At 72.1% G+C, this 24533-nt stretch carries 21 protein-coding genes, 1 tRNA gene and 1 pseudogene; 7 read left to right on the top strand and 16 right to left on the bottom strand.

Annotated elements, in window-relative coordinates; all coding sequences use genetic code 11:
* Positions 1-45 precede the first annotated feature (45 nt).
* Together ACIBQ8_RS03050 and selA are read right to left on the bottom strand one after the other, a co-directional pair.
* The gene (locus ACIBQ8_RS03050) at positions 46-483 is read right to left on the bottom strand and encodes a DUF6463 family protein (RefSeq protein ID WP_397168590.1); all 438 of its coding nucleotides are present in this window, start codon (positions 481-483) and stop codon (positions 46-48) included.
* Between the two features lie 115 nt (positions 484-598).
* The gene (selA, locus tag ACIBQ8_RS03045) at positions 599-1909 is read right to left on the bottom strand and encodes an L-seryl-tRNA(Sec) selenium transferase (RefSeq protein WP_397190868.1); all 1311 of its coding nucleotides are present in this window, start codon (positions 1907-1909) and stop codon (positions 599-601) included.
* 128 nt (positions 1910-2037) lie between these two features.
* Here selA and selD point away from each other — a divergent pair, with 128 nt between their 5' ends.
* From selD to selB, 3 genes are all read left to right on the top strand, one after another.
* Positions 2038-3030: a selenide, water dikinase SelD gene (gene selD / locus ACIBQ8_RS03040; RefSeq protein ID WP_397190867.1), complete on the top strand. Its 993-nt coding sequence runs from the start codon at positions 2038-2040 to the stop codon at positions 3028-3030.
* A 63-nt stretch (positions 3031-3093) separates the two neighbouring features.
* A tRNA-Sec gene (locus ACIBQ8_RS03035) sits at positions 3094-3187 on the top strand.
* Positions 3188-3242: 55 nt separating this feature from the next.
* On the top strand, positions 3243-4979 hold the full coding sequence (gene selB, locus ACIBQ8_RS03030) for a selenocysteine-specific translation elongation factor (protein WP_397168585.1): 1737 nt from the start codon (positions 3243-3245) through the stop codon (positions 4977-4979).
* Positions 4980-5026: 47 nt separating this feature from the next.
* On the opposite strand, the pseudogene ACIBQ8_RS03025 reads toward selB, so the two are convergent.
* From ACIBQ8_RS03025 to ACIBQ8_RS02990, 8 genes and pseudogenes are all read right to left on the bottom strand, one after another.
* Positions 5027-6039 (bottom strand): annotated as a pseudogene (locus ACIBQ8_RS03025) (IS5 family transposase).
* 68 nt (positions 6040-6107) lie between these two features.
* Positions 6108-7151 (bottom strand): hypothetical protein, encoded by a 1044-nt coding sequence (locus tag ACIBQ8_RS03020; RefSeq protein WP_397190866.1) that lies wholly within the window; start codon positions 7149-7151, stop codon positions 6108-6110.
* Complete coding sequence (locus ACIBQ8_RS03015; protein WP_397168582.1) at positions 7133-7525, bottom strand: MauE/DoxX family redox-associated membrane protein; 393 nt, start codon at positions 7523-7525, stop codon at positions 7133-7135. Before ACIBQ8_RS03015 ends, ACIBQ8_RS03020 begins: the two co-directional genes overlap by 19 nt.
* On the bottom strand, positions 7522-8064 hold the full coding sequence (locus tag ACIBQ8_RS03010; RefSeq protein ID WP_397168580.1) for a hypothetical protein: 543 nt from the start codon (positions 8062-8064) through the stop codon (positions 7522-7524). Before ACIBQ8_RS03010 ends, ACIBQ8_RS03015 begins: the two co-directional genes overlap by 4 nt.
* Before the next feature lie 18 nt (positions 8065-8082).
* A complete protein-coding gene (locus tag ACIBQ8_RS03005; RefSeq protein ID WP_397190865.1) occupies positions 8083-8256 on the bottom strand; it encodes a hypothetical protein in 174 nt (57 codons plus the stop codon).
* A gap of 9 nt (positions 8257-8265) precedes the next feature.
* Positions 8266-8778 carry a hypothetical protein gene (locus ACIBQ8_RS03000; RefSeq protein ID WP_352328891.1) on the bottom strand — a complete coding sequence of 171 codons (513 nt, stop codon included), beginning with the start codon at positions 8776-8778 and terminating at the stop codon, positions 8266-8268.
* Positions 8775-9284, bottom strand: coding sequence for a hypothetical protein (locus ACIBQ8_RS02995; RefSeq protein WP_397168577.1), 510 nt, complete (start codon positions 9282-9284; stop codon positions 8775-8777). Before ACIBQ8_RS02995 ends, ACIBQ8_RS03000 begins: the two co-directional genes overlap by 4 nt.
* A gap of 1 nt (position 9285) precedes the next feature.
* Positions 9286-10035: a hypothetical protein gene (locus ACIBQ8_RS02990; RefSeq protein WP_397190864.1), complete on the bottom strand. Its 750-nt coding sequence runs from the start codon at positions 10033-10035 to the stop codon at positions 9286-9288.
* A gap of 331 nt (positions 10036-10366) precedes the next feature.
* Between ACIBQ8_RS02990 and ACIBQ8_RS02985 the strand changes: the two genes are divergently transcribed.
* The 3 genes from ACIBQ8_RS02985 (at position 10367) to ACIBQ8_RS02975 (ending at position 13484) form a co-directional block, all read left to right on the top strand.
* Entirely contained in the window at positions 10367-10894 is a 528-nt protein-coding gene (locus ACIBQ8_RS02985; protein ID WP_397168575.1) for a hypothetical protein, read from the top strand.
* 175 nt (positions 10895-11069) lie between these two features.
* Positions 11070-11726, top strand: coding sequence for a CBS domain-containing protein (locus ACIBQ8_RS02980; RefSeq protein WP_397190863.1), 657 nt, complete (start codon positions 11070-11072; stop codon positions 11724-11726).
* Between the two features lie 87 nt (positions 11727-11813).
* Positions 11814-13484, top strand: a complete 1671-nt coding sequence (locus ACIBQ8_RS02975; RefSeq protein ID WP_397190862.1) for a GAF domain-containing protein — start codon at positions 11814-11816, stop codon at positions 13482-13484.
* A gap of 165 nt (positions 13485-13649) precedes the next feature.
* Here the strand turns inward: ACIBQ8_RS02975 and ACIBQ8_RS02970 are convergent, their stop codons facing one another.
* On the bottom strand, positions 13650-14915 hold the full coding sequence (locus tag ACIBQ8_RS02970; RefSeq protein ID WP_397190861.1) for a cation:proton antiporter: 1266 nt from the start codon (positions 14913-14915) through the stop codon (positions 13650-13652).
* A gap of 173 nt (positions 14916-15088) precedes the next feature.
* Positions 15089-15421 (bottom strand): STAS domain-containing protein, encoded by a 333-nt coding sequence (locus tag ACIBQ8_RS02965; RefSeq protein WP_397168568.1) that lies wholly within the window; start codon positions 15419-15421, stop codon positions 15089-15091.
* Positions 15422-15705: 284 nt separating this feature from the next.
* Here ACIBQ8_RS02965 and ACIBQ8_RS02960 point away from each other — a divergent pair, with 284 nt between their 5' ends.
* Entirely contained in the window at positions 15706-16233 is a 528-nt protein-coding gene (locus ACIBQ8_RS02960; RefSeq protein WP_397190860.1) for a hypothetical protein, read from the top strand.
* An 85-nt stretch (positions 16234-16318) separates the two neighbouring features.
* On the opposite strand, the gene ACIBQ8_RS02955 is transcribed toward ACIBQ8_RS02960, so the two are convergent.
* From ACIBQ8_RS02955 to ACIBQ8_RS02940, 4 genes are all read right to left on the bottom strand, one after another.
* On the bottom strand, positions 16319-17770 hold the full coding sequence (locus ACIBQ8_RS02955; protein ID WP_397168565.1) for a non-reducing end alpha-L-arabinofuranosidase family hydrolase: 1452 nt from the start codon (positions 17768-17770) through the stop codon (positions 16319-16321).
* 16 nt (positions 17771-17786) lie between these two features.
* Positions 17787-19805 carry an RICIN domain-containing protein gene (locus ACIBQ8_RS02950; RefSeq protein WP_397190859.1) on the bottom strand — a complete coding sequence of 673 codons (2019 nt, stop codon included), beginning with the start codon at positions 19803-19805 and terminating at the stop codon, positions 17787-17789.
* On the bottom strand, positions 19802-22522 hold the full coding sequence (locus tag ACIBQ8_RS02945; RefSeq protein ID WP_397190858.1) for a beta-L-arabinofuranosidase domain-containing protein: 2721 nt from the start codon (positions 22520-22522) through the stop codon (positions 19802-19804). Before ACIBQ8_RS02945 ends, ACIBQ8_RS02950 begins: the two co-directional genes overlap by 4 nt.
* Positions 22523-22991: 469 nt before the next feature.
* Positions 22992-24449 carry an endo-1,4-beta-xylanase gene (locus ACIBQ8_RS02940; protein WP_397190857.1) on the bottom strand — a complete coding sequence of 486 codons (1458 nt, stop codon included), beginning with the start codon at positions 24447-24449 and terminating at the stop codon, positions 22992-22994.
* Between the last annotated feature and the right edge of the window lie 84 nt (positions 24450-24533).

Genomic DNA, 24533 nt, shown 5'->3' with positions numbered 1-24533 from the left:
AAAGCGGCCCTCGACTCCACCGCTGGTCGGCGCGGTCATGACCGTTCATGTTCCGCCGCGGACAGCACGCCGGGCGCGATTCTCCCGCACGGCGATGACATTCGCCGCGATGAGCAGCCCGGAAGGGACGATCGCGGTGATGAAACCGCTCATCCCGATCAGGCCGACGCCGACGGCCCCCCAGGCGAGGATCGCCCAGCCGACATATCCGGGAACCGGCTGCCCCTGCCGTCCCGCCCGCGCCACCAGCAGGCCCAGCAGCGCCAGCACCACGACGAACCCGCCGGGCAGCGCCCAGAAGACGGCCTGCGACTCGCCGTCCGCGCGGCCGTCGCGCAGGTCTCCGGCGAGCCAGCCGGCCCAGGGGGCGAGGGGCGCGAACACGGCGACGTGCGCCAGGGCGATGAAGATCATGGCTCGTCCGGCCCAGATGGTGAGCCGGCTCGGCGGTGTGGCCCTCGCGAGCGGGGAGGAAGTGCTCATGCCCGCCAGCCTTTCGCCGGGGCCGTCCGGTGTGCTCCCCCGCGAGGGGGAGGCCGCTCCCTCTCCCGGGGCGGTCTCCGGCGACCGGCCACCGCCCCGTCCGCGGCGGGCCCGATCAGCTCTCCGGCCACGCGGTGAGGACGGCGGCCAGCAGCATGTCGTCGTGGCCGGACGGCACCGCGCGCAGGTCGAGCAGGCAGCGGCCGCCCTCCACCCGGGCGAGCACGGGCGGCCGCGCCCGGCGCAGGGCGGCGGCCGCCCGCCGGTCCAGCGCGACGGCGGCGCTCGGCAGGGACACCCCGGGCGCGCCCCCGCCGCCGACCACGCTCCCGCTGTCGACGGCCTCGGCCTCGATCCCCTTGTCACGCAGCCGGGCCGCCAGGTCCTCGGCGCGGGAGCGCAGCGTGGCCTGGTCGGCGTGCAGGCTCTCCCAGGTCGGCGTCGGCGGGCCGGCGACCGTGGCCTCCAGCGCCGCCAGCGTGACCTTGTCCACCCGCAGCGCGCGGGCGAGGGGATGGCGGCGCAGCCGCTCCACCAGGTCGGCGCGGCCGAACAGCAGCCCGCACTGGGGGCCGCCGAGCAGCTTGTCCCCGCTGGTGGTGACGAGGTCCGCGCCCTCGGTCAGCCAGCTCGTGACGTCGGGCTCGCGGGGCAGCAGCGGCTCATGGGTCAGCAGCCCCGAGCCGGCGTCGGCGACGAGCGGGACACCCCGCTCGCGGCACAACGCCGCCAGCCGCGACACCGGGACGTCGGCCGTGAACCCCTCGATCCGGTAGTTGGACGGGTGCACCTTCAGCACCAGGCCCGTCTGCGGCCCGATCGCGCCGGCGTAGTCCGCGAGGGCGGTGCGGTTGGTCATGCCGACCTCGCGCAGCCGGGCCCCCGTGGAGACGAGCAGGTCGGGAAGGCGGAAGCCGTCCCCGATCTCGATGAGCTCCCCCCGGCTGACCACGATCTCGCCGCCCGCCGCCAGCGCGGTGGCCGCCAGCGCGAGCGCCGCCGCGTTGTTGTTCACGACGTGGACCGCCTCGGCCGCGGGCACCGCGGCGGCCAGGGCGGCCAGCGCCGTACGTCCCCGCCTGCCCCGGCCGCCCGTGTCGAGGTCGAGCTCGACGTCGGTGACCCCGGCGGCCAGCTCCACCGCCTGGCGGGCGGCGTCCGACAGCGGGGCGCGGCCCAGGTTGGTGTGCAGCAGCACGCCGGTGGCGTTGATCACCGGCCGCAGGCCGGCGGCGGAGGCGGGCAGGGCCGCCAGCGCCGCGGTCAGGACGTCCTGCGGCGCGAGCTCTCCCTCCCTGGCCCGCCGCTGCGCCGCGACGATCACGGCCTTGACCCGGGCGTGGCCGAACCGCCGCCGGGCCTCGGCCAGCCGGGGGTCGGCGAGCAGCGTGTCCGTCCGCGGGATGGACCGACGATGGTCGGTCATGCCAGGGACGTCCGATTCGGCGTGGGAAGCACGATGTCTCCAGGTCTCGTACCGGGGCCGATCAGGCATCATATGATCAACCGCCAGAAAACCGATCATGACGGCCTTGATCGTCCTAAGGTGTGATCATGAAGAGGCTCACGCAGTACGCCCAGGGCGGCGGCTGCGCCTGCAAGATCCCCGCGGCGGACCTGGAGTCGCTGCTCGGCAACGCGCGAATGCCGGTCCCGCGAGAGCCCGAGGCGGAGCTCGTGGTGGGGCTGGAATCCGGCGACGACGCCGCCGTGGTCCGCACCCAGGACGGGTCCGTGCTCATCAGCACGGCCGACTTCTTCACCCCGGTGGTCGACGACCCCTACGACTGGGGCCGCATCGCCGCGGCGAACGCCCTCTCCGACGTCTACGCCATGGGCGGGCGTCCCGTGGTCGCGCTCAACCTCCTGTGCTGGCCGCCCGACCTCCTGCCCTACGACCTGGCCGCCGAGGTGCTGCGGGGCGGCGCGGAGGTGGCCGCCCAGGCGGGCTGCCACCTGGCCGGCGGGCACAGCGTCGTGGACGCCGAACCCAAGTACGGCCTGGCCGTCACCGGCGTCGCCGACCCCGACCGGCTGCTGCGCAACGACGCCGGGCGGCCCGGCCTGCCGCTGTCCCTGACCAAGCCGCTCGGCCTGGGCGTGCTCAACAACCGGCACAAGAGCACCGGCGAGGTGTTCCCGCACGCCGTGGAGACCATGACCCGGCTGAACGCGGACGCCTCGCGCCGGGCCGTGGCCGCCGGGATCCGCTGCGCCACCGACGTCACCGGCTTCGGCCTGCTGGGCCACCTCCACAAGCTGGCCCGCGCCTCCGGGGTCACCGCCGTGCTGCACGCCTCGGCCGTCCCGATGCTGGACGGCGCGGCGCAGGCGGTGAAGGAGGGGTTCGTCCCCGGCGGCTCCCGGCGCAACCTCGACTGGGTGGCCCCGCATCTCGACCCCGGCGACGTCCCGGAGGAGACCCTGCTGCTGCTCGCCGACGCGCAGACCTCGGGCGGGCTGCTGGTCGCCGGGGAGATCCCCGGCGCCCCGGTGGTCGGCGAGCTGATCGAGCACACCGGGCACACCGTCGTCATCCGGTCCTGAACGGGGCCGGGTTCGCGTTCTACGCGGGAGTTCGACGCCTTCCGCAGGTTTATGATCTCTTCCGGAGGCGTTTGGGAGTCTGGTGATCCTCCTGGTCTTCAAAACCAGTGGCGCCGAGCATCTCGGCGCGGCGGGTTCGATTCCCGTCCGCCTCCGCTGATCGGCGAATCGGGGGATGGTTTGCGCACGGATCGACCCGCCGCGGAGCCCGCGTGCACGTGATCGCGACGGCCGGGCACGTCGATCACGGCAAGTCGACGCTGGTCCGGGCGCTGACCGGCATGGAGCCCGACCGGTGGGCCGAGGAACGCCGCCGCGGCATGACCATCGACCTCGGCTTCGCCTGGACCACGCTCGGCTCCGGGGAGCGCATCGCGTTCGTCGACGTCCCGGGGCACGAGCGGTTCGTCACCAACATGCTGGCCGGGGTCGGGCCGTGTCCCGCGGTGATGCTGGTGGTGGCCGCCGACCAGGGCTGGCAGGCCCAGTCGGCCGAGCATCTGGCGGCGCTCGACGCCCTGGGCGTACGGCACGGCCTCGCGGTCGTCACCCGGGCCGATCTCGCCGACCCCGGGCCCGCCCTGAGGCAGGTCCGCGAGCACCTGGACAGGACCGGCCTGGCGGGGATCGACGGCGTGGCCGTCAGCGGACGCACCGGGCAGGGGCTCGGCGAGCTGGAGCAGGCCCTGGCCCGGCTCGCCGCCGCGCTTCCCGCGCCGGACACCGAGGACGCCGTCCGGCTGTGGATCGACCGGGTGTTCACCGTCACCGGGGCCGGGACCGTCGTCACCGGAACCCTGACCAGGGGCACCCTCCGCGTCGGCGACGAGCTGGAGACCGGCGGGCGGCGGGTCAGGATCCGCGGCCTCCAGACGCTCGGCGAGCAGGCGGAGCGCGTCCCGGCGACCGCCCGCGTCGCCGTCAACCTGCGTGGCGTCGACCGTGCCGAGCTGTCCCGGGGCGCGGCGCTGCTGACGCCGGGGGCGTGGCTGCCGGCCCAGGTCGTGGACGTGCGGCTGAACCCCGCCGTGGAGCGCCGCAGGCAGGAGGCGCACCTGCATCTCGGCTCGGCCGCCGTTCCCGTCCGGGTCCGCTTCCTGGGGCCCGACACCGCCCGGCTCACCCTCGGCCGTCCGCTGCCGCTCAGGGTCGGCGACCGGGGCCTGCTGCGCGACCCCGGCAGGCAGGAGATCGTCGCCGGCGTCCAGGTGCTGGACGTCCGGCCCCCCGCGCTGCGGCGCCGGGGGGCCGCGGCCGCCAGGGCTGCCGCGCTCGGCGAGGCGCCGCTGCCCGACGCCGCGGCGCTGCTGCGCTGGCACGGGCTGCTGACGGGAGGCGACCTGCGGGCGATGGGCTGCCCGCCCGCCGGGTCGCCGGTGGCCGGCGACTGGCACGCCGACCCCGGGCACTGGTCGTCGCTGGCCCGCCGGCTCGCCGAGCACGTCGCGCGGCGGCCCGCGCTCGATCCGGGGATCACCGTGGACGCCGCCGCCCACCTGCTCGGGCTGCCCGACCGGCGGCTCGCCGAGGCGCTCGTCAGGCCGCCGCTGGTGGTCGAGGGTGGGCGGATCCGGCCCGCCGGCGGGTCGCTGCCGCCCGCGATCGCCAGGGCGGTCGCGCAGCTCACCGCCGACCTGGCCGAACGCCCCTTCGACGCCCCGACGGCCGAACGCCTGGCGGAGCTCGGCCTCACGGGCAGGGCGCTGGCGGCCGTGCTCCGGTCGGGCGCCGTGCTGTCGATCGGGAAGAACGTCGTGCTCATGCCCGACGCCCTGGACAGGGCCGCGGAGACGCTCGCGGGACTGCCCGCGCCGTTCACCGTCAGCGACGTCCGGGTGGCCCTGGCCACCAGCCGCCGCGTCGCCCTTCCCCTGCTGGAGTGTCTCGACGCCCGGGGGATCACCCGGCGCGTCGACAACGACCGCCGGACCCTGCTCCCGCCCCGCTGACGCCGGGCGGAACCCGCGGGCCGCCTAGGGCCTGTTCAGAGTTCAGATCATGTGGTTGAGGTGAGGAGTCTTAACCACATGATCGAGCCCCGGAGGTAGAGGCCGGCCTCAAAGCTCTCCGAGGCTTTGTCGTAGCGGGTCGCCAGGCCACGCCACGTCTTGACCTTCTGGAAGCAGCGTTCGACGGTGTTGCGCTGCCGGTAACGCTCCGGAACGAAGGTGACGGGCCGCCCACCGGCCGACCCCCTCTTCCTCCGGTTGGCCTGCTGGTCACTCTTCTCCGGGATGACCGCGCTGATCCCACGGCGACGCAGATAGGCCCGGTTGGCCTTGGAGGAGTAGGCCTTGTCCGCAGCCACCGCACCAGGGCGGGTCCGTGGCCGGCCCACCGGCCCGGCCACGCGAACCTTGTTCAGAACGGTGGTGAATTGCGGGCAGTCGGCGGCCTGCCCCGGTGTGACCACGAAGACCAGCGGTAATCCGGCGCTGTCGACCGCAGCATGGATCTTGCTGCTCAGCCCGCCTCGGGATCGGCCGAGCGCGGCCGCCTCCGCCCTCGCCTTACGGCGTCGCCGCAGGACGACGCGATCATCCGTCGGCGACGCGTCGGCATCGGGTGTGGCCTGCGAGCCATCACCCGCAGTACCGGCGGCTGCTCCGGGAGCGGAGCCCCCTTTTCCTCGGTCAGCGCCTGCTCCAGTGCATCCAGAGTTTCTCCGGCGACCGCCAGCCCGGCCGAGTCCTGATGCGCCCGCACGATCGTGGAGTCCACACTGACCAGTTCCAGCCCGACCTGTCCTCGCGAGGCGGCCTCGGCGATCAGCGCGTCCATCAGCTCCTGGAACACTCCGGCTTTGGCCCAGCCGTTGAACCGGGAATAGAGGGTGGACCAAGGCCCGTAACGTTCTGGCACGTCACGCCAGCCGGACCCGGTGCGAAACCGCCACAAGATCCCGTTGAACTGGTCGCGCACCCGCCGTGGCAGCGGCCCGGTCGCCGCCACCGGCAGATGCGGCTCGATCAAAGCCCACTCGGCATCGGTCACATCGAAGCGCGCCACATCCGAGTTCTACCAGCCACGGCTAGCCCGTCATCACCCCTCACCTAGATCCGAACTTCAAACAGCCCCTAGTGCCGGGCCCCGCCCGGCAGGACGACGGCCGCGAGGCCGGGCACGTCGAACAGCGGACGGTCGCCCGACGGGGAGAGCACCGCCAGCTCCTGCCTCCCGCGGACCTGGTCCTGGGGCACCTGGACGACGGCGAAGCCCCCGTCCACCGGCCCGACCGGGAACCGCCCGGCCGCCAGCGGCAGCCGGGCCACCCGCCGGCCCGTGACGTCGAACTCCAGGACGGTGATCCGGTCGCCGGAGTACTCCAGGGTGAAGATCCGCTCGCCGCTCACCTGGACGGACAGCCCGTGGTCGGCGTCGCTGAGGACGCCCGCGCCGGACGTCAGGGCGAGGGGGCGACCGGCGCCGGCGTGCTCCAGCGTGACGCGGTCGAGCGGCGGCCTGTCGTGCCGGCCGGTGTCGAGGAGGAGCGGCTCGCCCGACGGCAGCAGGCCCACCGGCTCCCGTCCGGGCGGCAGGTCGAGCTCGCGGGCGCGGCCGCTCGGGAGCTCCAGCGTCCGGTAGGAACGCACGTCGCCGCTGGCGTGGTAGCCGACGATCAGCCGCAGGGAGTCCGCCGACCACGCCCATGGGCTGTACGCGCTGTCCGCGCCGCCGCCGGACGGCGGTTCGAGCCGGTGGACCGCAACCCCGAGCAGGTCCCGGACCTCGTACCCGCCCCTGACGGGTCGCCCGAGCCAGCGCCCGTCGGGGGAGAGCGTGATGTTGCCGGGCGGGCTGACGGTCCGCGCGCCCAGCAGGAACTGCCGGCCGTCGGCGAGCAGCAGGAAGGTGGGGCACTGCGACTGGCAGGCCGTGTACACCAGGACGCCCCGCCCGGCGGGACCGGTGGCGGGCAGCGCCGGCGCCTGGGCGGGCGGCTGGACGGTGCGGGGCGGCGCGGCCACCGTCACGGAAGCGTCCGGACCGGCGGGCGGACGCGCCTGGAGGACGGCGAGGCCGCCGACGGCCATCATGACGACGGCCGATCCGGCGGCCAGCACCCCGCGGGCGCGCAGGGTGCGGAAGGCCGGGCCGGTTCTCAGACCGCGGCGCCCCACAGCGCCAGCCCCATCAGCAGGACCAGCGCCGCCCGGCCGAACGTGCGGACCGACGCCCGCTCGGCGGTGCCGAAGCACAGGCAGGGAGCCGCCTGCTCGCCCATGACCAGAAGATACGTCTGCGCCACCGTGAACGACAGGCCCAGACCCGTCCCGGCCACGCCCACGAGCACGTCGCCGGCGACGGGAGAGAAGGCGGCGAGGGCGACGAGCGCCTCCACGGTCACCACCGTGAAGGCGCCCGCCCGGGCCACCCGTCCATGGAGCCCGAAGGCCGCCAGGCCGCTCCGGAAGGCGCCGAGGTTGCGCGCCTTCCCGAACGCCGCCAGCACCAGGACGAGGCCCAGCCCGTAGCGGGCGACGAGGGCGATCATCCGATCACCAGCATCGCCACCACGGGCACCGCGAGCACGACGAACAGGACCTTCATCTTCGGCAACGTGAAGTAGAACGCCGTGTCCGCCTCCATCCGGTCCCGCGCGAGGGCGAAGGTCAGGAGCATCATCGCCCGCGCCGCCGCGAAGCCGGCGCCCGCCAGGAGCGCCTCCTGCCAGGACGCCAGGAACAGGATCGCCACCGCCATGATGTGCGGCAGCCCTGTCGGCGAGTACGTGCGCATCCCCGTGCCCATCTCGGCGCCGAACTGCACGGCGCCCCAGAAGGGAATCCTGGTGACGAACTGCGGCACGAGCCGCGCGTTCTGGAGCAACGGGAAGGACAGCACGTCCAGCTCGCGCAGCAGGAAGATCACCGCAGCCGCGGCGACCATGATCTGCAGAACCACTGCGGGGAACGGAGCCCGCAGCACGGAGCCGACGACCACCAGCACGAACGTGACGGCGCCCGCTCCCACGAACAATCCGGCGATGAAGCCGGCGACATCAGCACCCCGCCGGACCGACGAGGACAGCACCCAGGCGCTGTTCAGGCTTCAAACGGAGCCCGAGAGGGAGAAGCCGGCGACGAGGGCGGCCACCAGCCAGGTGAAGCCCTTCGTGTCCGCGCCCGCAACCCTCAGGTACAGCACCAGGGCCTCCGCCGCCACGATCAGTGCCAGTCCGGGCACCAGCAGGCGGACGGATTTTCTGGTGGCGGAGTCGCTCATGGACCCGGGTCAGATCGCCGTACGGCAGATGGAGAAGCGGGAGACGTTGCCGCCGCCGCAGTCGTGGTACTCGTACCAGCCGTCGGAGCACATGCGGCGGGTGCTGGTGGTGCCGCCGCCGTACCACTTCCAGGCGTTGTTGCCGTCGCAGCTGGAGGGGTTGTGGGTGTAGCGGAGGTTGTAGCAGGTGCCGGACGCGCCGTCGTTGCGGTGCCAGGAGCCGGAGCAGTTGCCCGAGTAGAGCGCGGAGGAGGGCACGCAGACGGAACCGGCGTCGGCGAAGCCGTGGCAGGTCTCCCACGCGGTGTAGGCGGCGGCCGTCGCGCCGCGCGGCTTCGACCAGGGCAGCAGGTCGAGGACGCCGAGCCCGGTCGCCACGGCGGCGCCGGTGGCGATGCCGAGCACGCGGCGCCTGCTCCAGCCCTCGCGCGTGGCGCCCACCCGCGTCGGCAGCGCCTGCTCGGGCATCTCCTCGGCGCTGGGTATCTGGTCGAGTATCGAGGTCCGCTTCTCGGCCTTCACAGCTTCACTCCCTTTCTGTTGGCAACCGCTCGCTCGACGATCTCCGTGAGCGCCTCTCCCGACCCGACGGGAGCCGTGAACACCACGACGCCGTTCTCGTCCACGACGAGCAGGGCCGGGCTGTAGGGCACGCTCGCCGCGCGCCAGATCGCCGGGTCCTTGATCACCCGGATGGAGCCGGGCAGGGACTTGTCGAACCCGGGGTCGTCCGACAGCACGGTGAACGACAGGTCCGAGGGCAGGCCGGCCGCCATCCCGGCGGCGGCGAGCAGGACGTCGTCGCAGATGGAGCAGCGACGGTTGACCTTGATGACCATGGTCGTGGCGCCGGGCACGCCCAGCCCGTTCGCCTGGGCCTCGGCCCCGGCCGCGGCGAAGCGCACGCCGACCCCGTTGTAGGTGGCCAGTTCCAGTTCGCGTACCCGCCGGTAGAGTCCGGCGCCCGCCGCGAACAGCAGGGCGACCAGGACGGCCAGGATGATGACCACCGCGGTCAGCGGTTCCACCTCAGGCCCGCCACTCGACGCGCTTGACCTTGTTCAGGAAGTCGGCGGCGGTCTCCGGGCTGCCCGCGGCCGAGCGGGCCGCCACGCCCGTCTTGTTGTAGCTCGGGGCGTTCCAGGGATGCAGGGTGACGATGGCGGTGTCGGTCACCAGGAGGAAGGGCGCCACCGAGTCGGACGGGGGCGCGGGCAGCCGCCACAGCTCGCCGGAGGGCGCTCCGTAGCCCCGCCACTTGGGAATGCGGTTGATGCCCGCCTGCTTCGACTCGACCGTCATGGTGCCGACGCCCGCGATCGAGATCGCGTAGAGCTCCATGGAGACGTCGAACCGCTTGCCGCCGTCGGCCACCATGCCATCGGGCGTGTCCTGCCACGTCACGCGGCTGAACATGTCGACGATGTCGGACGACTCCCACTCGGGGGAGTAGAAGAGCCCGTGCGCCATGTGCCAGGGGCCGAGCCAGGCGGCCCATCGGGCGTCGGACGGGTCCTCGCAGTCGTAGACGACGACCTCGCCGCCCGCCAGGGAGAAGCGCTCTCGTTCGCGTCCGCGGACCGAGTTGACGCCTGCCGTCAGGGAGGAGAGGGGGGCCAGTTCGAGTCCCCAGGTTTCCGCGGTGGTCTTCCGCGACCCGTATTTCGGGGTGTAGCGGACGTGGCCCGTCCAGGCGGCCAGCGAGGCGGCCTCGGCGTCCTCGACCTCCAGTTGGAGGAGAGAGTTCTTGACGGTACGAAGAGAGGATAAATGCGCCATTAAGCCCCAGCCTTTCGTGGCAGATCGCGGGCGCTAGATCATTTGGCTCGAAGCCTTACACGCGCCATCACCCAGGTCAAGACACAAGATCCACCCGTTTCTCCGCCCGTAAATTCGGGAGAAAGGTGCCATTACGGCCGGTCACTTCAGCGTTGACAAATGGCCATATTTACGTCATCAACGGGGGCGCGGTGTGGCTCCTCCTCCCGGCATGGCGGCGAGGACCAAGGTCCTTCGAGCGACGGTCGTAGGGCACTGCCGGCGGAGCGCGGAAAACTGTGCGATGGAGGCGCGGAAGAGAACGACGAACCATCGCTGAAAGGGGATCGTCATGGCCGCCACGATCGACCGGCCCGTCACCTGCACGGGCATCACCGCCGCCGGACGCCGTCCGGTCGAGTACGTCTGGGCCGTCGCCCGGATCGCGATCGGCTGGATCTTCCTGTGGGCGTTCCTGGACAAGACGTTCGGGTGGGGCTTCGCGACCCCTGCGGGCAAGGCGTGGATCGCGGGCGGCAGCCCGACGACCGGCTTCCTCAAGGGCACCGGCGAGAACGCGCTGGGCGGCCTGTTCTCGAACCTGGCCGGACAGGCGTGGGTGGACTGGCTGTTCATGGCCGGTCTGGCGGGGATCGGCCTGGCGCTGGTCCTGGGCGTCGGCACCCGGATCGCCGCGGTCGCCGGCACGCTCATGCTGACCCTGATGTGGGCCGCCGAACTCCCGCTGGCCAACAACCCCTTCATGGACGAGCACATCATCTACGCCATCGTCCTGATCGGCCTGGCGATGGCCGGCGCGGGCGCCACCCTCGGCCTGGGCAACCTGCCGATCGTCCGCCGCAACGCCTGGCTCAGGTAGTGCCCGGCAGCAGACGCCCGCCCCGCACCCGGGGTGGGCGTTCCGCCGTCGTCACGGCACAGGGACGAAAGCCCCGTCAGGTGAGTGCCTTCGGCCCCACCGCCCGGGGACGTTCGCTCCTGCGTGGACCGGCCCCGCAAGGAGCAGGATGGAGACAGGGGCAAGGAGGTACACCATGTCGATCGAGGTCAAGGACGTCATGGGCCGGGTGGCCATCGCCGTGCTGGCGGACGCGTCGTTCGCCGACGTCCTCAACGCGATGAAGCGGTACGCGGTGGGCGCGGTCACCGTGATAGACGCCGACCGGCGCCCGGTGGGCGTGGTCTCCGAGGACGACCTGCTGCTCAAGGAGATCGACCCGGTACGGCACAGCGTGTCGATGTTCGAACCCCACCGCCGGCGCGACGAGCACCACCGGGCGACGGCCGTCACCGCGGCCCAGCTCATGTCCACCCCGGCGATCAGCGTCACGCCGGGCACGTCCGTGCGCGAGGCGGCCAGGATCATGCACGACCGGCGCATCAAGCAGCTCCCGGTGATCGACCCGGCGAGCGGGCGCATCGTCGGCACCCTGCACCGGCGCGACGTGCTGCGCGTCTTCGCCCGTCCGCGGGCGGAGCTGGAGGCCGACGTCCGAGCCGTGCTCCCGGCGTCCGGGGCGATCTCCGTGGAGGTCGAGCAGGGCGTGGTGCGGCTCGGCGGGCGGGTGGCACGCCGGTCGCAGGCGATCGCGGCGGTGGCGGCCGTCCGCGGCGTCGAGGGCGTCGTCGACGTCGTCAGCGAGGTGAGCGCCGACCACGACGACCTGGTCACCGTTCCGCCGCTGCGATAGAGCGGGGAGCCGCCCACTCGGCGGGGGTTTGCGTCGTTCCGTCGGGATGCCAGACTGATCGTCATGGAAGGCGCGCACCGTCCTTTGATGCCGCAGATGCGGCTCGATGAGCTGCTGGCCGAGCTGCAGGTGCGGCTCAGCGCGGTGCTGGCCACCCGCGACCGGGTGCACGCGCTGCTGGAGGCCGTGGTCTCGGTGGGCAGCGACCTCGACCTGGAGACGGTGCTGCGCCGGATCGTCGAGACGGCCACCAAGCTGGTGGACGCCAGTTACGGGGCGCTCGGCGTGGTCGGCGAGGAGCAGACGCTGCTGCAGTTCATCCCGGTGGGGCTGAGCGAGGAGGAGATCGCCCGCATCGAGCACTGGCCGCACGGGCTCGGCCTGCTCGGCCTGCTGATCAAGGACGCCCGCCCGCTCCGGCTGGGCCGCATCTCCGACCACCCGGAGTCCTACGGCTTCCCGCCCGGCCACCCGCCGATGGGCACCTTCCTCGGCGTCCCGGTACGCGTGCGCGACGAGGTGTTCGGCAACCTCTACCTGACCGAGAAACGCGGCGGCGGCGACTTCGACGAGGAGGACGAGGCCATCGTGATCGCGCTGGCCACCGCCGCCGGCGTCGCCGTGGAGAACGCCCGCCTGTACGAGGAGTCGCGCCGCCGCGAGACCTGGTTGCAGGCGTCCTCGGAGGTGACCACGAGCCTGCTGTCCGGCGCGGACCCGCACCAGATGCTGACCGTGGTGGCCGCCCGCGCCCGCCAGATGACCGACGCCGACCTGGTCCAGGTGCTGCTGCCGGACCCGGCGAAGGAGACGCTGATCGCCCGGGTCGCCGAGGGCGAGGGCGCCGAGGGGCTGCGGGGGACCGTCTTCGAGGTCGCGGCCACGCTCGCGGGCGACGTCTTCACCCAGGGGGAGCCGATGTCCGACGCGGACCTGCGCAGCGCCCCCTACCCGGCCTCGCCGCTGCGCCGGCTGGGCTACGGCCCCGGGCTCATGATCCCGCTGGGCGCGGCGCCGGACGTGCGCGGGGTGCTCATGCTGGCCAAGCGCGGCGGACGGCTGCCGTTCAGCAGGGCGGACCAGCAGATGCTGCACGCGTTCGCCGGTCAGGCGGCCCTCGCCCTGGAACTGGCCGAGGCCCGCCGCGACGCCGAACGGCTCGGCCTGCTGGAGGACCGCGACCGCATCGCCAAGGACCTGCACGACGTCGTCATCCAGCGCCTGTTCGCCACCGCGATGACGCTGATGAGCACCGTCCGGCTGGTCGAACGCCCGGAGGCGGGCAAACGGCTCCAGCACGCCATCGACGAGCTGGACGAGACCATCCGGCAGATCCGCTCGTCCATCTTCGCCCTCCAGGGGCCGGTCGAGGGCGCGGCGCCCGGCCTGCGGGGCCGGATCGTCGAGCTGGTGGAGGGCGCGGGCGGGCACCTGGGGTTCATGCCCGGCCTGCGGATGGAAGGGCAGATCGACACGCTGGTGCCCGAGGCCGTGGCCGAGCACCTGCTGGCGGTGTTGCGCGAGGCCCTGTCGAACGTGGTCCGCCACTCCCGCGCCGGCCGCGCCGAGGTGTCCGTCGAGGTGGCCGCCGGGGGCCTCACCCTCGTGGTCTCCGACGACGGCGTCGGGCTGGACGAGCCCGGCCGCCGCAGCGGCCTGCGCAACATCGAGGAACGCGCGAGCGGCCTCGGCGGCACCTCCGAACTGGAGAGCCCGCAGGGCGGCGGCACCCGGCTGCGGTGGCACGTCCCCCTCTGAGCCCGCGCGGGCAGGTCGCGACCGCCGCACCTTCGCCCAGCTCGACCTGCTGCGCTCACGGCCAACCTGGTCGTCCACCGGGGTCGTACGGCCCCGGCGGTGAAGGCGGGTCTCGACGCGCTGCTCGCGGGCCTGCGGTAGCGGCGATCTCCCGAAGGGCGTCTCTCAGGGCGTCCGGTCGCGTTTGCGGAGGCGTCCGAACCAGGCGGGGACGTCGTGCTCGTCGTCGAAGCCGCGGGCCACCACGATGTCGGTGGAGGAGTGGAGCAGGATCGAGGCCACGATGGTGACGGCGACGATCTGGAACACCTGCTGCGCGGCGGCGATCCCGGAGGCGAGCACGAGCAGCCCGTACACCACGGACGCGAACCCCTTCGGGCCGAACCAGGCCACCGCCGCCTGCTCGCGCACCGTCAGCCCGGACCGCAGGAACGACAGCCAGATCGCCGCCGGCCGCGCGACCACCAGTGCCAGGATCGCGAACAGCCACCCCTGCCAGCCCACCGAGCCCAGCAGCGAGGGCGTGATGAGCGCCCCGAACACCAGCAGCGCGGCCAGCTTGAAGATCTCCGCGATGAGCTCGCCGAAGTGCTCGAACGATTCCCGCTGCCGTTGCCCAAAGGTCGCCACCGTGATCCCGGCGGAGAACGCGGCCAGGAACAGGTTGCCGTGCGTGGCCTTGCCCACGGCCAGCACCAGCAGGCCGATGGCCAGGGCGTTGAGCGGTTCGTAGGCGGTGGAGGCGGCGAACCAGCGGGTCTGCTCCAGCTTGATCGCCGTCCACGGGATCGCCACGCCGATGAGCACGCCGAGGCCGAGCTCCAGCCCCAGCTCGCCGAGGTGCAGGTCGGCCGAGCCGGCGGCGATCGCCAGGAACAGGATGACGAACGGCAGCGCGAGCCCGTCGTTGACGCCGGACTCGACGTTGAGCAGTTGCCGCAGCCGGGGCGGCACCTTCTCGTTGCCGACGAGGGCGGCGGCGAACACCGGGTCGGTGGGGGCCAGGATGGCGCCGATCAGCAGTGACTCGACCCAGCCCAGTCCGAGCAGGTAGTGCGCGCCGGCGGCGGTGATGACCAGGGTGAGCGGCAGGCCCCAGCCGAGCGCGCGGCCGGGCAGCCGCCACGCGCTGCGCAGCTCGGTCCAGCCCACGCGCATGCCGTCGGTGAACAGCACCGCGAACAGGGCCAGCTCGGCCAGCGTGGCCACCAGGTCGTCGCCGGGCCTGAGCGAGACGACGCCGAGCACGCCGTCGCCGAGGACGAACCCGGCCACCAGGAACAGCGCCGCCGTGGACAGGACGGTGCGGTGGGCCAGGCTGGACAGCAGCACCGCCAGCAGCAGCAGGCCCGCGAACGCGGTCAGCAGGGCGCCCGTCACGCGGGCCGCGCAGAAGTGATCATGAAAGGGGCTCCGGTCGTCGTCGTACACATTGCCGACCAGACTTCCCGGCGCACCCGGCGATCACCCTAACAGCTCCGCCGGGCGAGCCTCAGCCCAGGGACTCCAGGACCGTCACGGCGCGGTCGAGACCGCTCTCGGCCCGTACATGCACGCCGTCGGGCAGCTCGGCGGCCTGGATGCCGCCCCCGCACGCCCGCCGTTCACGCGGCGGGGCGGACGTCCGCGAGGGAGACCGGGGAGAACGTCCGGTCGAGGCGGGTCACCTCCAGCAACCGCAGGACGGCCGGCGTCACCCCCGTCAGCCGGAGGCTGCCGTGGCGGGCGGCCGCCAGGTCGCGCGCGGCCACCAGCGCGGCCAGCCCGCGGGCGTCCATGAAGGTCACCCCGCTGAGGTCGAGGACGAGACGCGTGCCCTGCTCGGCGAGGGCGGCGGCGATCCGGGCGCGGAACCCCGCCTGCGTGGCCAGGTCCAGGTCGCCGGAGACCTTCAGCACCGCCCGCCTGCCCGTGCGCGGCCGCGCCTGAGAACCCATGTCCGTCTCCTTACCTTCGGCGGGCGGCCGGTGGCCGGCGTTCGTCAGCGGAAGCACGATGCCCCCGACGCGAAGCTACGAGAACGACGGCCGCCTGGATAGGGCCCAAAGTCCCGCCTCCGGCAGCCGAAGGCCCGAGGCCGGCCGGGCGGGCCCCGGACGGACGGCGCTGAGGACCAAGGTCCTTCCAGCGGGGGGCGTACGACACTGACCGGCAGCGCTCGCCCGCAGTGGAATAGGGGTGAGACGAGGACGTACACCCCCCACCGAAAGGGAGGCCCGCCATGGCCACCACCATCAACCGGCCCGTGATGGACGTCGCCCCCGTGAAGGCGGCGCGCACCCCGGTCGACTACGTCTGGGCCGTCGCCCGGATCGCGATCGGCTGGATCTTCCTGTGGGCGTTCCTGGACAAGACGTTCGGGTGGGGCTTCGCGACCCCTGCGGGCAAGGCGTGGATCGCGGGCGGCAGCCCGACGACCGGCTTCCTGAAGGGCACCGGCGAGAACGCGCTGGGCGGCCTGTTCTCGAACCTGGCCGGACAGGTCTGGGTGGACTGGCTGTTCATGGCCGGCCTGGCGGGGATCGGCCTGGCGCTGGTGCTGGGCGTCGGCACCCGGATCGCCGCGGTCGCCGGCACGCTCATGCTGGCCCTGATGTGGGCCGCGGAACTCCCGCTGGCCAACAACCCGTTCATGGACGAGCACATCATCTACGCGATCGTCCTGATCGGCCTGGCGATGGCCGGCGCGGGCGCCACCCTCGGCCTGGGCAACCTGCCGATCGTCCGGCGCAACGCCTGGCTCAGGTGAATCGGACCCGCCACGGGCCCACCCCTCGGCGGAGGGGTGGGCCCGCGGCATTTCACGAGGTGACCGCCAGGAGGTCGCCGCGCCGTCAGCGCTGCAGCGTCAGCACCCCCGGCCGGTAGGGCAGCAGGCCGTAGTCGCCGCCCGAGCTGGGGCTGCGGCCCTGGTAGAGCAGTTGCAGGTTGCACGGGTCGACGGTCATGGTCTGGTCGGCGCCGGTGCGGACCAGCTCACCGTGGCTGATGTCGTTCGTCCAGGTGGCGCCGCTGTTGGCCTTGCCGGCGAACGGGTTGCCCTCGGTCGCGGCCTGGGGCGTCCAGGAACCGTTCAGGCTGGTGGCGGTGAACGAACGGAAGTAGCGGCCCTGCGCGCCGATCGCCTCGACGAGCATCAGGTACCGGCTCTGGCCCTGGAGCTTGTAGACCTGGACGGCTTCGAACAGGTTGTTCGTCGTGTCGCTCATGACCACGGTCGAGGCCGTGCCGAAGCTGCCGGGGAAGTTCCCGATGGGCATGCTCGCCCGGTAGATCTTGCCGTTGTCCCCGGCGAAGAACAGGTACATGTTGGTGCCGTCGCCGATGACCGTCTGGTCGATGGGCCCGGTCCCGGACCCCGAGATGCTTCCGGAGAAGAGCGTCTGCGGCGCCGACCAGCTGTTGGGGTTGGCGGGGTCGCTGGAGGTCCGGTACGAGAAGGCGGGCCCGCCCCACTGGTAGGCCAGCACCCAGACGTTCTTGGGGGCGAAGAAGAACAGCGTGGGCGCGACGGCGGAGAAGGACATCGTGTTCTGGGTCGCCGAGGCCATGTCGGACCAGCTGGCGAGCGGGCTGAAGCTCATCGACCCCCACTTGGTCCCCGTGTCGTGGGTCGTGGCGTAGACCAGGTGCCGCCCGTTGTAGGGGGCGACGGTGAAGTCCTTGAGCGAGACCCAGCCCGCCTTCGGGGTCGCCAGCGGGCCGGTCGAGGTCCAGCGGTAGGTCGAGGGGAGGTCACACATGCCGGGGTTGCCACCGTCCGTCCGTACGAGTTGCCATTGCTGGTTGGCGCCGCCCCAGTCGTCGTACTGGACGATGTTGGCGCCGTCGGCGGTGGAGGCTCCTTGGACCTCCAGGGCCTTGTTGCTGTGGCGGGAGATGAGCCTGACGTAGCCGTCGGGGCTGTCGGTGAGTTTCCATTGCTGGTTGGCGCCGTTGAGGTCGGTCCATTGGACGATCGAGCCGCCGTTGGCGGTGGAGAAGTTGTAGACGTCCAGGACTTTTCCGGAGTGGCGGGACTTGATGCGGTAGTAGCCGCCGCCGGAGTCGACGAACTGCCATTGTTGCTGGTTCTGGTTGTTCCTGGTCCATTGGGTGATGCGGCCGCCGTCGGCGGTGGACAGGTTGTAGACGTCCAGGGCCTTGCCGCTGTTGCGGTTGACCAGGACGTACCAGGCGTTGGTGTCGACGGTGGCCGCCTCGGCGGGCGGGCTCGCGACGAACAGGCTCGCCAGCAGGACGGCCAGCGTCGCGAGGACGGTCAGGGGGCTGTGTCTCTTCACCATGAGCTCCGATGCCGTGTCAGGGGGTGGTCAGGTCGAAGCGGCGCACGGTGACCGCGCCGCCGAGGGACTTGGTGGCGTAGTTGAAGATGCCGAAGCGGTAACCCATGAAGAACTGCCAGGCGTTGTTCAGCGTGAAGGCCGGGCCGAGCGGCACGAAGGCGCTGCCGTCGGTGCTGTAGGAGAAGCGGGCCTGACGGCCGGACCCGGGCCGGATGTCGGCGTTGACCCGCAACCAGATCCGGCCGCCCGGCACGCTCGCGCTCGCCGCCTCGGCGCCGGTGCCGGTGGTCTGCCACGAGCCGTTCATGGTCAGGCCGTTGGTCATCACGACCCGGCTGACGCCGTTGTCGCGTTTGACGCCGATCCAGGCCGACTGGTCGCGCAGCATCGCCAGCCCGGCGCGGTCGCCGTCGGCCATCTGCGAGGGGTCGAGCTCTATCGTCGCCGTCGAGGACGGGCCCTGGATGCGGTGGGTCAGCGTGTTGCGGGCGTTGTACAGGTCGCCGGTGACGGTCGCGGTCTGCAGGCGCAGGCCGTTGCCGGTGGAGAAGCGGCCGGTGTCGGGGTTGTGGTTCCACTCCCAGCGGGGGCCGAGCGTGGCGGAGGTGAAGGTGTCCGGGCCGATCATGGACGTCACGGTCCGGCTGGTCTGGATGTTCGGCTTGGGGTAGTTGACGCCCCAGCCGCCGTTGACGGTCCGCACGACCGGCCAGTCGCCGGTCCAGCTGATCGGCGCCAGGGCCGGGACGCGCCCGCCGGGGTAGGCGTCGACGAACGCCATGTAGTACCAGTCGCCGTCGCGGGTCTGGACGAGCCCGCCCTGGTGCGGGACGCCGCCGCCGGCGACGGGGCCCGGCAGGTCGAGCAGGACCTGGCGCATCTCGTACGGGCCCCATGGCGAGGTCGAGCGGAGCACGTACTGGCCGTTGGCGGGCCGGGTCAGCCAGATGTAGTAGTAGCCGTTCCGCTTGTAGAAGCGGGAGCCTTCCAGGGTGCCGACGTTGCTGGGCGTCTGGAACACCTGCTGCGCGCGCACCTGGCTGAGACCGTCGGCCGAGAGCTGGGCCACGCTGATGGTGCTGTTGCCGTAGGCGACGTACATGGTGTCGTCGGAGTCGACCAGCAGGCCGGCGTCGTAGTAGCAGTTGTTGATCTGCGAGCGCTTGGTCCACGTGCCGTCCACGGCGGAGGCGGTGTAGACGTAGGTGCGGTTGAACTCGACGCAGCCGAGCCAGTAGAAGGTGCCGTTGCCGGGCCGGTAGTTGAAGGCCGAGGCCCAGATGCCCTTCACGTACGCCCGGCCGCCGTTGAGGTCGTAGGCGCCGGAGCCGAAGTCGAGTCTCGGCACGGAATGCCCGGCGTACTCCCAGTCGACCAGGTTGTAGGACCGCAGGATCGGCGCGCCCGGCGAGTAGTGCATGGTCGAGGCCGAGTAGTAGTAGGCGTCTCCCACCCGGATGATGTCGCCGTCGGCGAAGTCCTGCCACACGACCGGGTTGGCGTAGTCGCCGCCGCCGCTGCCGGTGACCGGGACGAGCTGCCATTGCTGGTTGGCGCCACCCCAGTCGTCGTACTGGACGATGTTGGCGCCGTCGGCGGTGGAGGCTCCTTGGACCTCCAGGGCCTTGTTGCTGTGGCGGGAGACGAGCCTGACGTAGCCGTCGGGGCTGTCGGTGAGTTTCCATTGCTGGTTGGCGCCGTTGAGGTCGGTCCATTGGACGATCGAGCCGCCGTTGGCGGTGGAGAAGTTGTAGACGTCCAGGACTTTTCCGGAGTGGCGGGACTTGATGCGGTAGTAGCCGCCGCCGGAGTCGACGAACTGCCATTGTTGCTGGTTCTGGTTGTTCCTGGTCCATTGGGTGATGCGGCCGCCGTCGGCGGTGGACAGGTTGTAGACGTCCAGGGCCTTGCCGCTGTTGCGGTTGACCAGGACGTACCAGATGTTGGTGTCGACCGTCGCGGCCGACGCCTCCTGGGCGGTGAGCAACACGCCCACGAGAAGCAGGACCGAGACAGCCGCGAGCACCCGTCTCACAGGAACCTCCAGAGGTTGTCGTCGGAGCCGTCGTCGTCGGCGAGCACGACCTGCGCGCCCTGGGACGTGCCGGCGACGCCGAGCACCCGGCCGCCGCCCGCGCACTGGATGCGGAAGGCCGCCCCCGCCCCGTGCCGCAGCCGCCAGCGGTGATCGGCGGTGCCGTTGTCGGCCCACTGCACGACCCGCGAGCCGGCGGCGGTGCCCATGTTCTCCACGCCCAGCACCTTCTGGCTGTGGGAGTTGCGCAGCCGCAGGTAGCCGCCGGTGTCGGCGACGGCGGTCCACAGGTGGTCGGCGGTGCCGTTGTCGCCCCACTGGACGACGAGCGCGCCGTCGGCCGTGGACATGCCGGTGACCCCGAGCACCATCCCGGTGCCCACGTTCTGGACGCGCCGCGCGCCGTTCGGCAGGAACCGCCACTGGTTGTCCGGGCTGCCGTCGTCGGCGTCCTGGACGACCTGGGCGCCGTTCGCGGTCGAGCCGTTCAGGACGCCGAGCAGCTTGGAACTGTTGACGTTGCGGATCTTGACGGAGCCGTCGCCGGCGTCGGTGACCGTCCAGCGGTGGTCGGCGGTGCCGGTGTCGCCCCACTGGAGCACCCGGGCGCCGGCGGCGGTCGACATGTTCTCGACGCCGAGCACCTTGCCGCTGTGCGCGTTGCGGAACCGCAGGGCGCCGCCGTCGACGACCGGGATCCAGTCGTGGTCGGCGGTGCCGCTGTCGGTCCACTGCAGCGCCAGGCCGCCGTCGGCGGTCGACATGTCCTTGATGCCGAGGACGAGCCCGCTGGCCGCGTTGACCAGCCGGAAGCTCGCCGCGCCGGTCCCGCCCTGGACGTTCCAGTAGACGACGTAGTTGTGGCCGACGGCGTCGTGGAACGGGCCGAGCCGCACCGGCGCGCCGTCGGCCGTGGCCGTGAAGGCCAGGGAGGAGCCGCCGGTCCGGGTGATCGAGGAGGGGTTCAGGGCCGGGGCCGAGGACAGGGCGGTGTCGCCGTAGTCGCCGGACAACACGACCGGACCGTAGGTGACGGCCTGCACGCCGGGGTTGTCCGGGGCGGCCTTCATGACCACCCGCATGGGCAGGCGCACGGTCACGGTGTCGCCGGACGACCACGACCGGGTGAGGACGGCGTAGCCGCCCGGCGCGGCCGCGACGTCCTGCCGGACCCCGTTGACGCTGATCGTCGCGCCCTGCGTCCAGGCCGGGATCCGCACGCGCATCGTCCACGATCCGCTCACGTTGCCGGTGACCTGCAGCGACGTGGTGTCGCTGACCGGATAGGAGGTGGTCTGGGTGACCGTGATGCCGCGCGCGCCCCAGTCGAGGACGGAGGGCACGAACAGGTTCACGAACAGCGTGGTGTCGTCGTGGAAGTAGATCGAGTCCATCAGCTTGGTGTTGGTCTCGATCCCGGTGCCCTGGCAGCACCAGAACGTGCCGTAGTCCGTGCTCCAGGTGCCGCCGCCCCAGGCCGGTCCGACGCCGCGCCGTCCACCGGGGTTGAGCGGGGTGAAGTAGGTGACGTGCCCGTGCGCGTCCGCCGGGTTCTGCTGGCCGAGCAGGTGGTTGAGCAGGGCGTTCTCGTAGTAGTCGAAGTAGTCGGCCCGGTCGGGCGACATCAGCCACAGCTCCCGGGTCAGTTTGAGCATGTTGTAGGTGTTGCACGCCTCGCCGGTGTCCCTGGTCAGGTAGGAGGCGATGGCCCCGGGCGCGCGGAAGTGCTCGGCCTGGCTGTTGGAGCCGTTCACGTACGTGTGCGCGCCGACCGTGACGGCCCAGGCGTTGACGGCGATGTCGCGGTAGCGGGTGACGCCCGTCGCCTTGTACTCGCGGGCCGCGCCGATCCACTTGGGCACCTGGGTGTTGGCGTGCAGGCCGTTGAGCCGGTCCTGGCCGGCGGCCAGCGGGTCGAACACGGCCGCGTGGTCGAACCGCTGGGCCGTGGCCAGCCAGCGGGGGTCGCCGGTCGCCTGGTACAGGTCCGTCAGCACGGCGTTCATGCCGCCGAACTCGGTGCCCAGCATGGCCTGCAACTGGGCGGCGGACAGCCGCGACGTCCGGGCGTCCACCCAGCCGGCCAGGGCCAGCAGCACGGTCCTGGCCTGGGTGTCGCCGATCAGCCGCCAGACGTCCAGCAGCCCGGCCAGGGTCTTGTGGACGCAGTAGTAGGGCACGTTGCCGTTGGTCAGCGTGCGGTTCTCCAGGGCCGTGAAGTCCGACTCCGGGAAACCGGACAGGTAACCGGCGGTGAACCCGGCGGCCGGGTTGTTCGCCTGGCACCTGGCCAGTTCCGCCACCATGTACCGGGCCTTGTCGCGGCAGGCGGTGTCGCCGAGCACGGCGTACGCCTGCGCCCACGCCGTCAGGAAGTGGCCCTGGGCGTGCGACCGGAACGGGAAGCCGGGCGCGTCCCAGCCGCCGTTGGACGCGGCGCCGCCGGTGGAGAGGCGGTGGTTGGCGCGGAAGACGTACAGCAGCCGGTCGACGTCGACGAAGCGCAGGTAGGCGAGGGCGCGGTTCTGGTTGTCCAGCAGGCGGCCGGAGGTCAGCCGGACCTGGCCGAGGTCGAACTCGTAGGCCGAGACGCCGATGTCGGGCCTGCTCCAGGGGACTGCGGCCAGGGCGGGGGACGCGCCGGCCATCCGGCCGACGACGGAGAGCGCGGCGGTCGCGCCCGTGGCCTGGAAGAGCTGACGGCGGCTCAAGGACATGCGGAGCTCCTTGGGATGGGGGGCGGTGAACGGCCGGGGCCGGTCACGGGGTCAGCAGGTCAGGGCCTTCGAAGGGCCGTTGCCTGGTCGCTCGGCGCGTTGTTAGCGCTAACAACCGGCCGATCGGGTCGCTGTCGCTTCCCGTGCCGCCGGTTGTGGCATGTCAGGCCTCCTTGGGTGGGCCGGGGTTTTGTTAGCGCTAACATCGCCCTGCCGGTGGGGTGACTCCGTTTCGGGGAGTACATCCGACCGTCCGTTCCGGCGTCAATGGGAGAAGCGCCGGCCGAACCGGACTCTGCCCTGCGGACGCCTTCCCGCCTGGAGTTCCGCCTCCACGGAGCCGGTGTCGCGCTGCTCGTCGTCGTGAAAGTTTCACGGCAGACGCCTGGCGCCGACAGGGGGAGGGGCGCGGGCGGCGGGTGGAGCCGCGCCGGGGCGCTCAGGCCCCGGCGCGACGGGCCGGTGAAGCTCACGCGGCGCCCGCGTTGTAGGTCCACTTCTGGTTGCTGCCGCCCCAGCACGTGTAGAGCTGCAGCCCCGTGCCGTTGCCGGTGCCGCCGCCCACGGCGTCCAGGCACAGCCCGGACTGCACGCCCACGATCGTGCCGTCGGAGTTGACGCGCCACTTCTGGTTGTCGCCGCCCCAGCAGGAGTAGATCTGGATCCTGGCGCCGTTGCCCGTGCCCCCGGCGTCCAGGCACTTGTTGCCGTACACCTTCAGTTCCCCTGCCGAGGTCTGCGTCCACTGCTGGTTGCTCTGGCCGTTGCAGTCCCACAGCTGCACCGCGGTGCCGTCGGTGGTACTGGCGCTGGGCACGTCCACGCAGCGGCCGGCGGCCGTGCTCCTGATCTGCCCCGCGCCGCCGCCGGGCGGCGGTGTCGTGCCGCCGCCGTTCAGGGCGTTGAGCACCGCCGTGTAGGCGGGCTTCTTGTTGCCGTTGCCGTCGAAGAGCAGCGGGGTGGCGCCGGAGCCGAGCCAGGAGTCGCTGTCGCGAACGCCCCAGGTGGTGATGCCGGCGCACCGCGGCACCGCCAGGCAGTCGTTGACGACGCTGGCGTACGTGGTGGCCGAGCCGCCCTGGATGTCCAGCTCGGTGATCTGCACGTCCACGCCCAGCGCGGCGAAGCTCTGGATGGTCGTGCGGTAGTTGCTGTTGTACGGGCTGTTGCCGTTGAAGTGCGACTGCAGCCCGACGCAGTCGATCGGCACGCCCCGGGCCTTGAAGTCCTTGACCATGTTGTAGACGCCCTGCGTCTTGGCCCAGGTCCAGTTGTCGATGTTGTAGTCGTTGTAGCACAGCTTGGCGGCCGGGTCGGCGGCGCGCGCGGTGCGGAAGGCCACCTCGATCCAGTCATTGCCGGTGCGCTGGAGGTTGGAGTCGCGCCGGCCGCCGCCGCTGTCGGCGTAGGCCTCGTTGACCACGTCCCAGGCGTAGATCTTGCCCTTGTAGTGGGCCATGACGCCGTTGATGTGGTCGATCATCGCCTGGCGCAGCGAGCTGCCCGACAGCGACTGCATCCAGCCGGGCTGCTGGGAGTGCCAGGCCAGGGTGTGCCCGCGCACCCGCTTGCCGTTCTGCACGGCCCAGTTGTAGACCCGGTCGCCGTTGGTGAAGGTGAACTGCCCGCGGTTGGGCTCGGTGGCGTCGATCTTCATCTCGTTCTCGGCCGTCACCATGGAGAACTCGCGGTTGGCGATCGTCGTGTAGGCGGAGTCGCCGAGTTTGCCCGCGGCGATGGCGGTGCCGAAGTAGCGGCCGCTCTGCGCGGCGGCCGCGCCGAGCGTGCTCGCCGCGGCATCGGCGGGAAGCGCCGTCGCCAGTGCCGTGAGCAGGCCGAGCGCGCCGATCGCGCCGGTGATCAGTGCCCGGCGGCGCGCGCCGGGCGGCCGTCCTGCGGCCGGTGGGGACATGGCGTTGACACGCATGCTGGAGCCTCCGTACGCGAATCAGGGGGAAGGTCGTGCGGACGCACTTCGGAGGGGTGCGCCCAAGACGCTCGGGGAGCGGGT

The organism is Nonomuraea sp. NPDC049646, assembly GCF_044465525.1.
Taxonomy (GTDB): domain Bacteria; phylum Actinomycetota; class Actinomycetes; order Streptosporangiales; family Streptosporangiaceae; genus Nonomuraea.
This window is presented reverse-complemented; position numbering and strand designations above follow the sequence as displayed.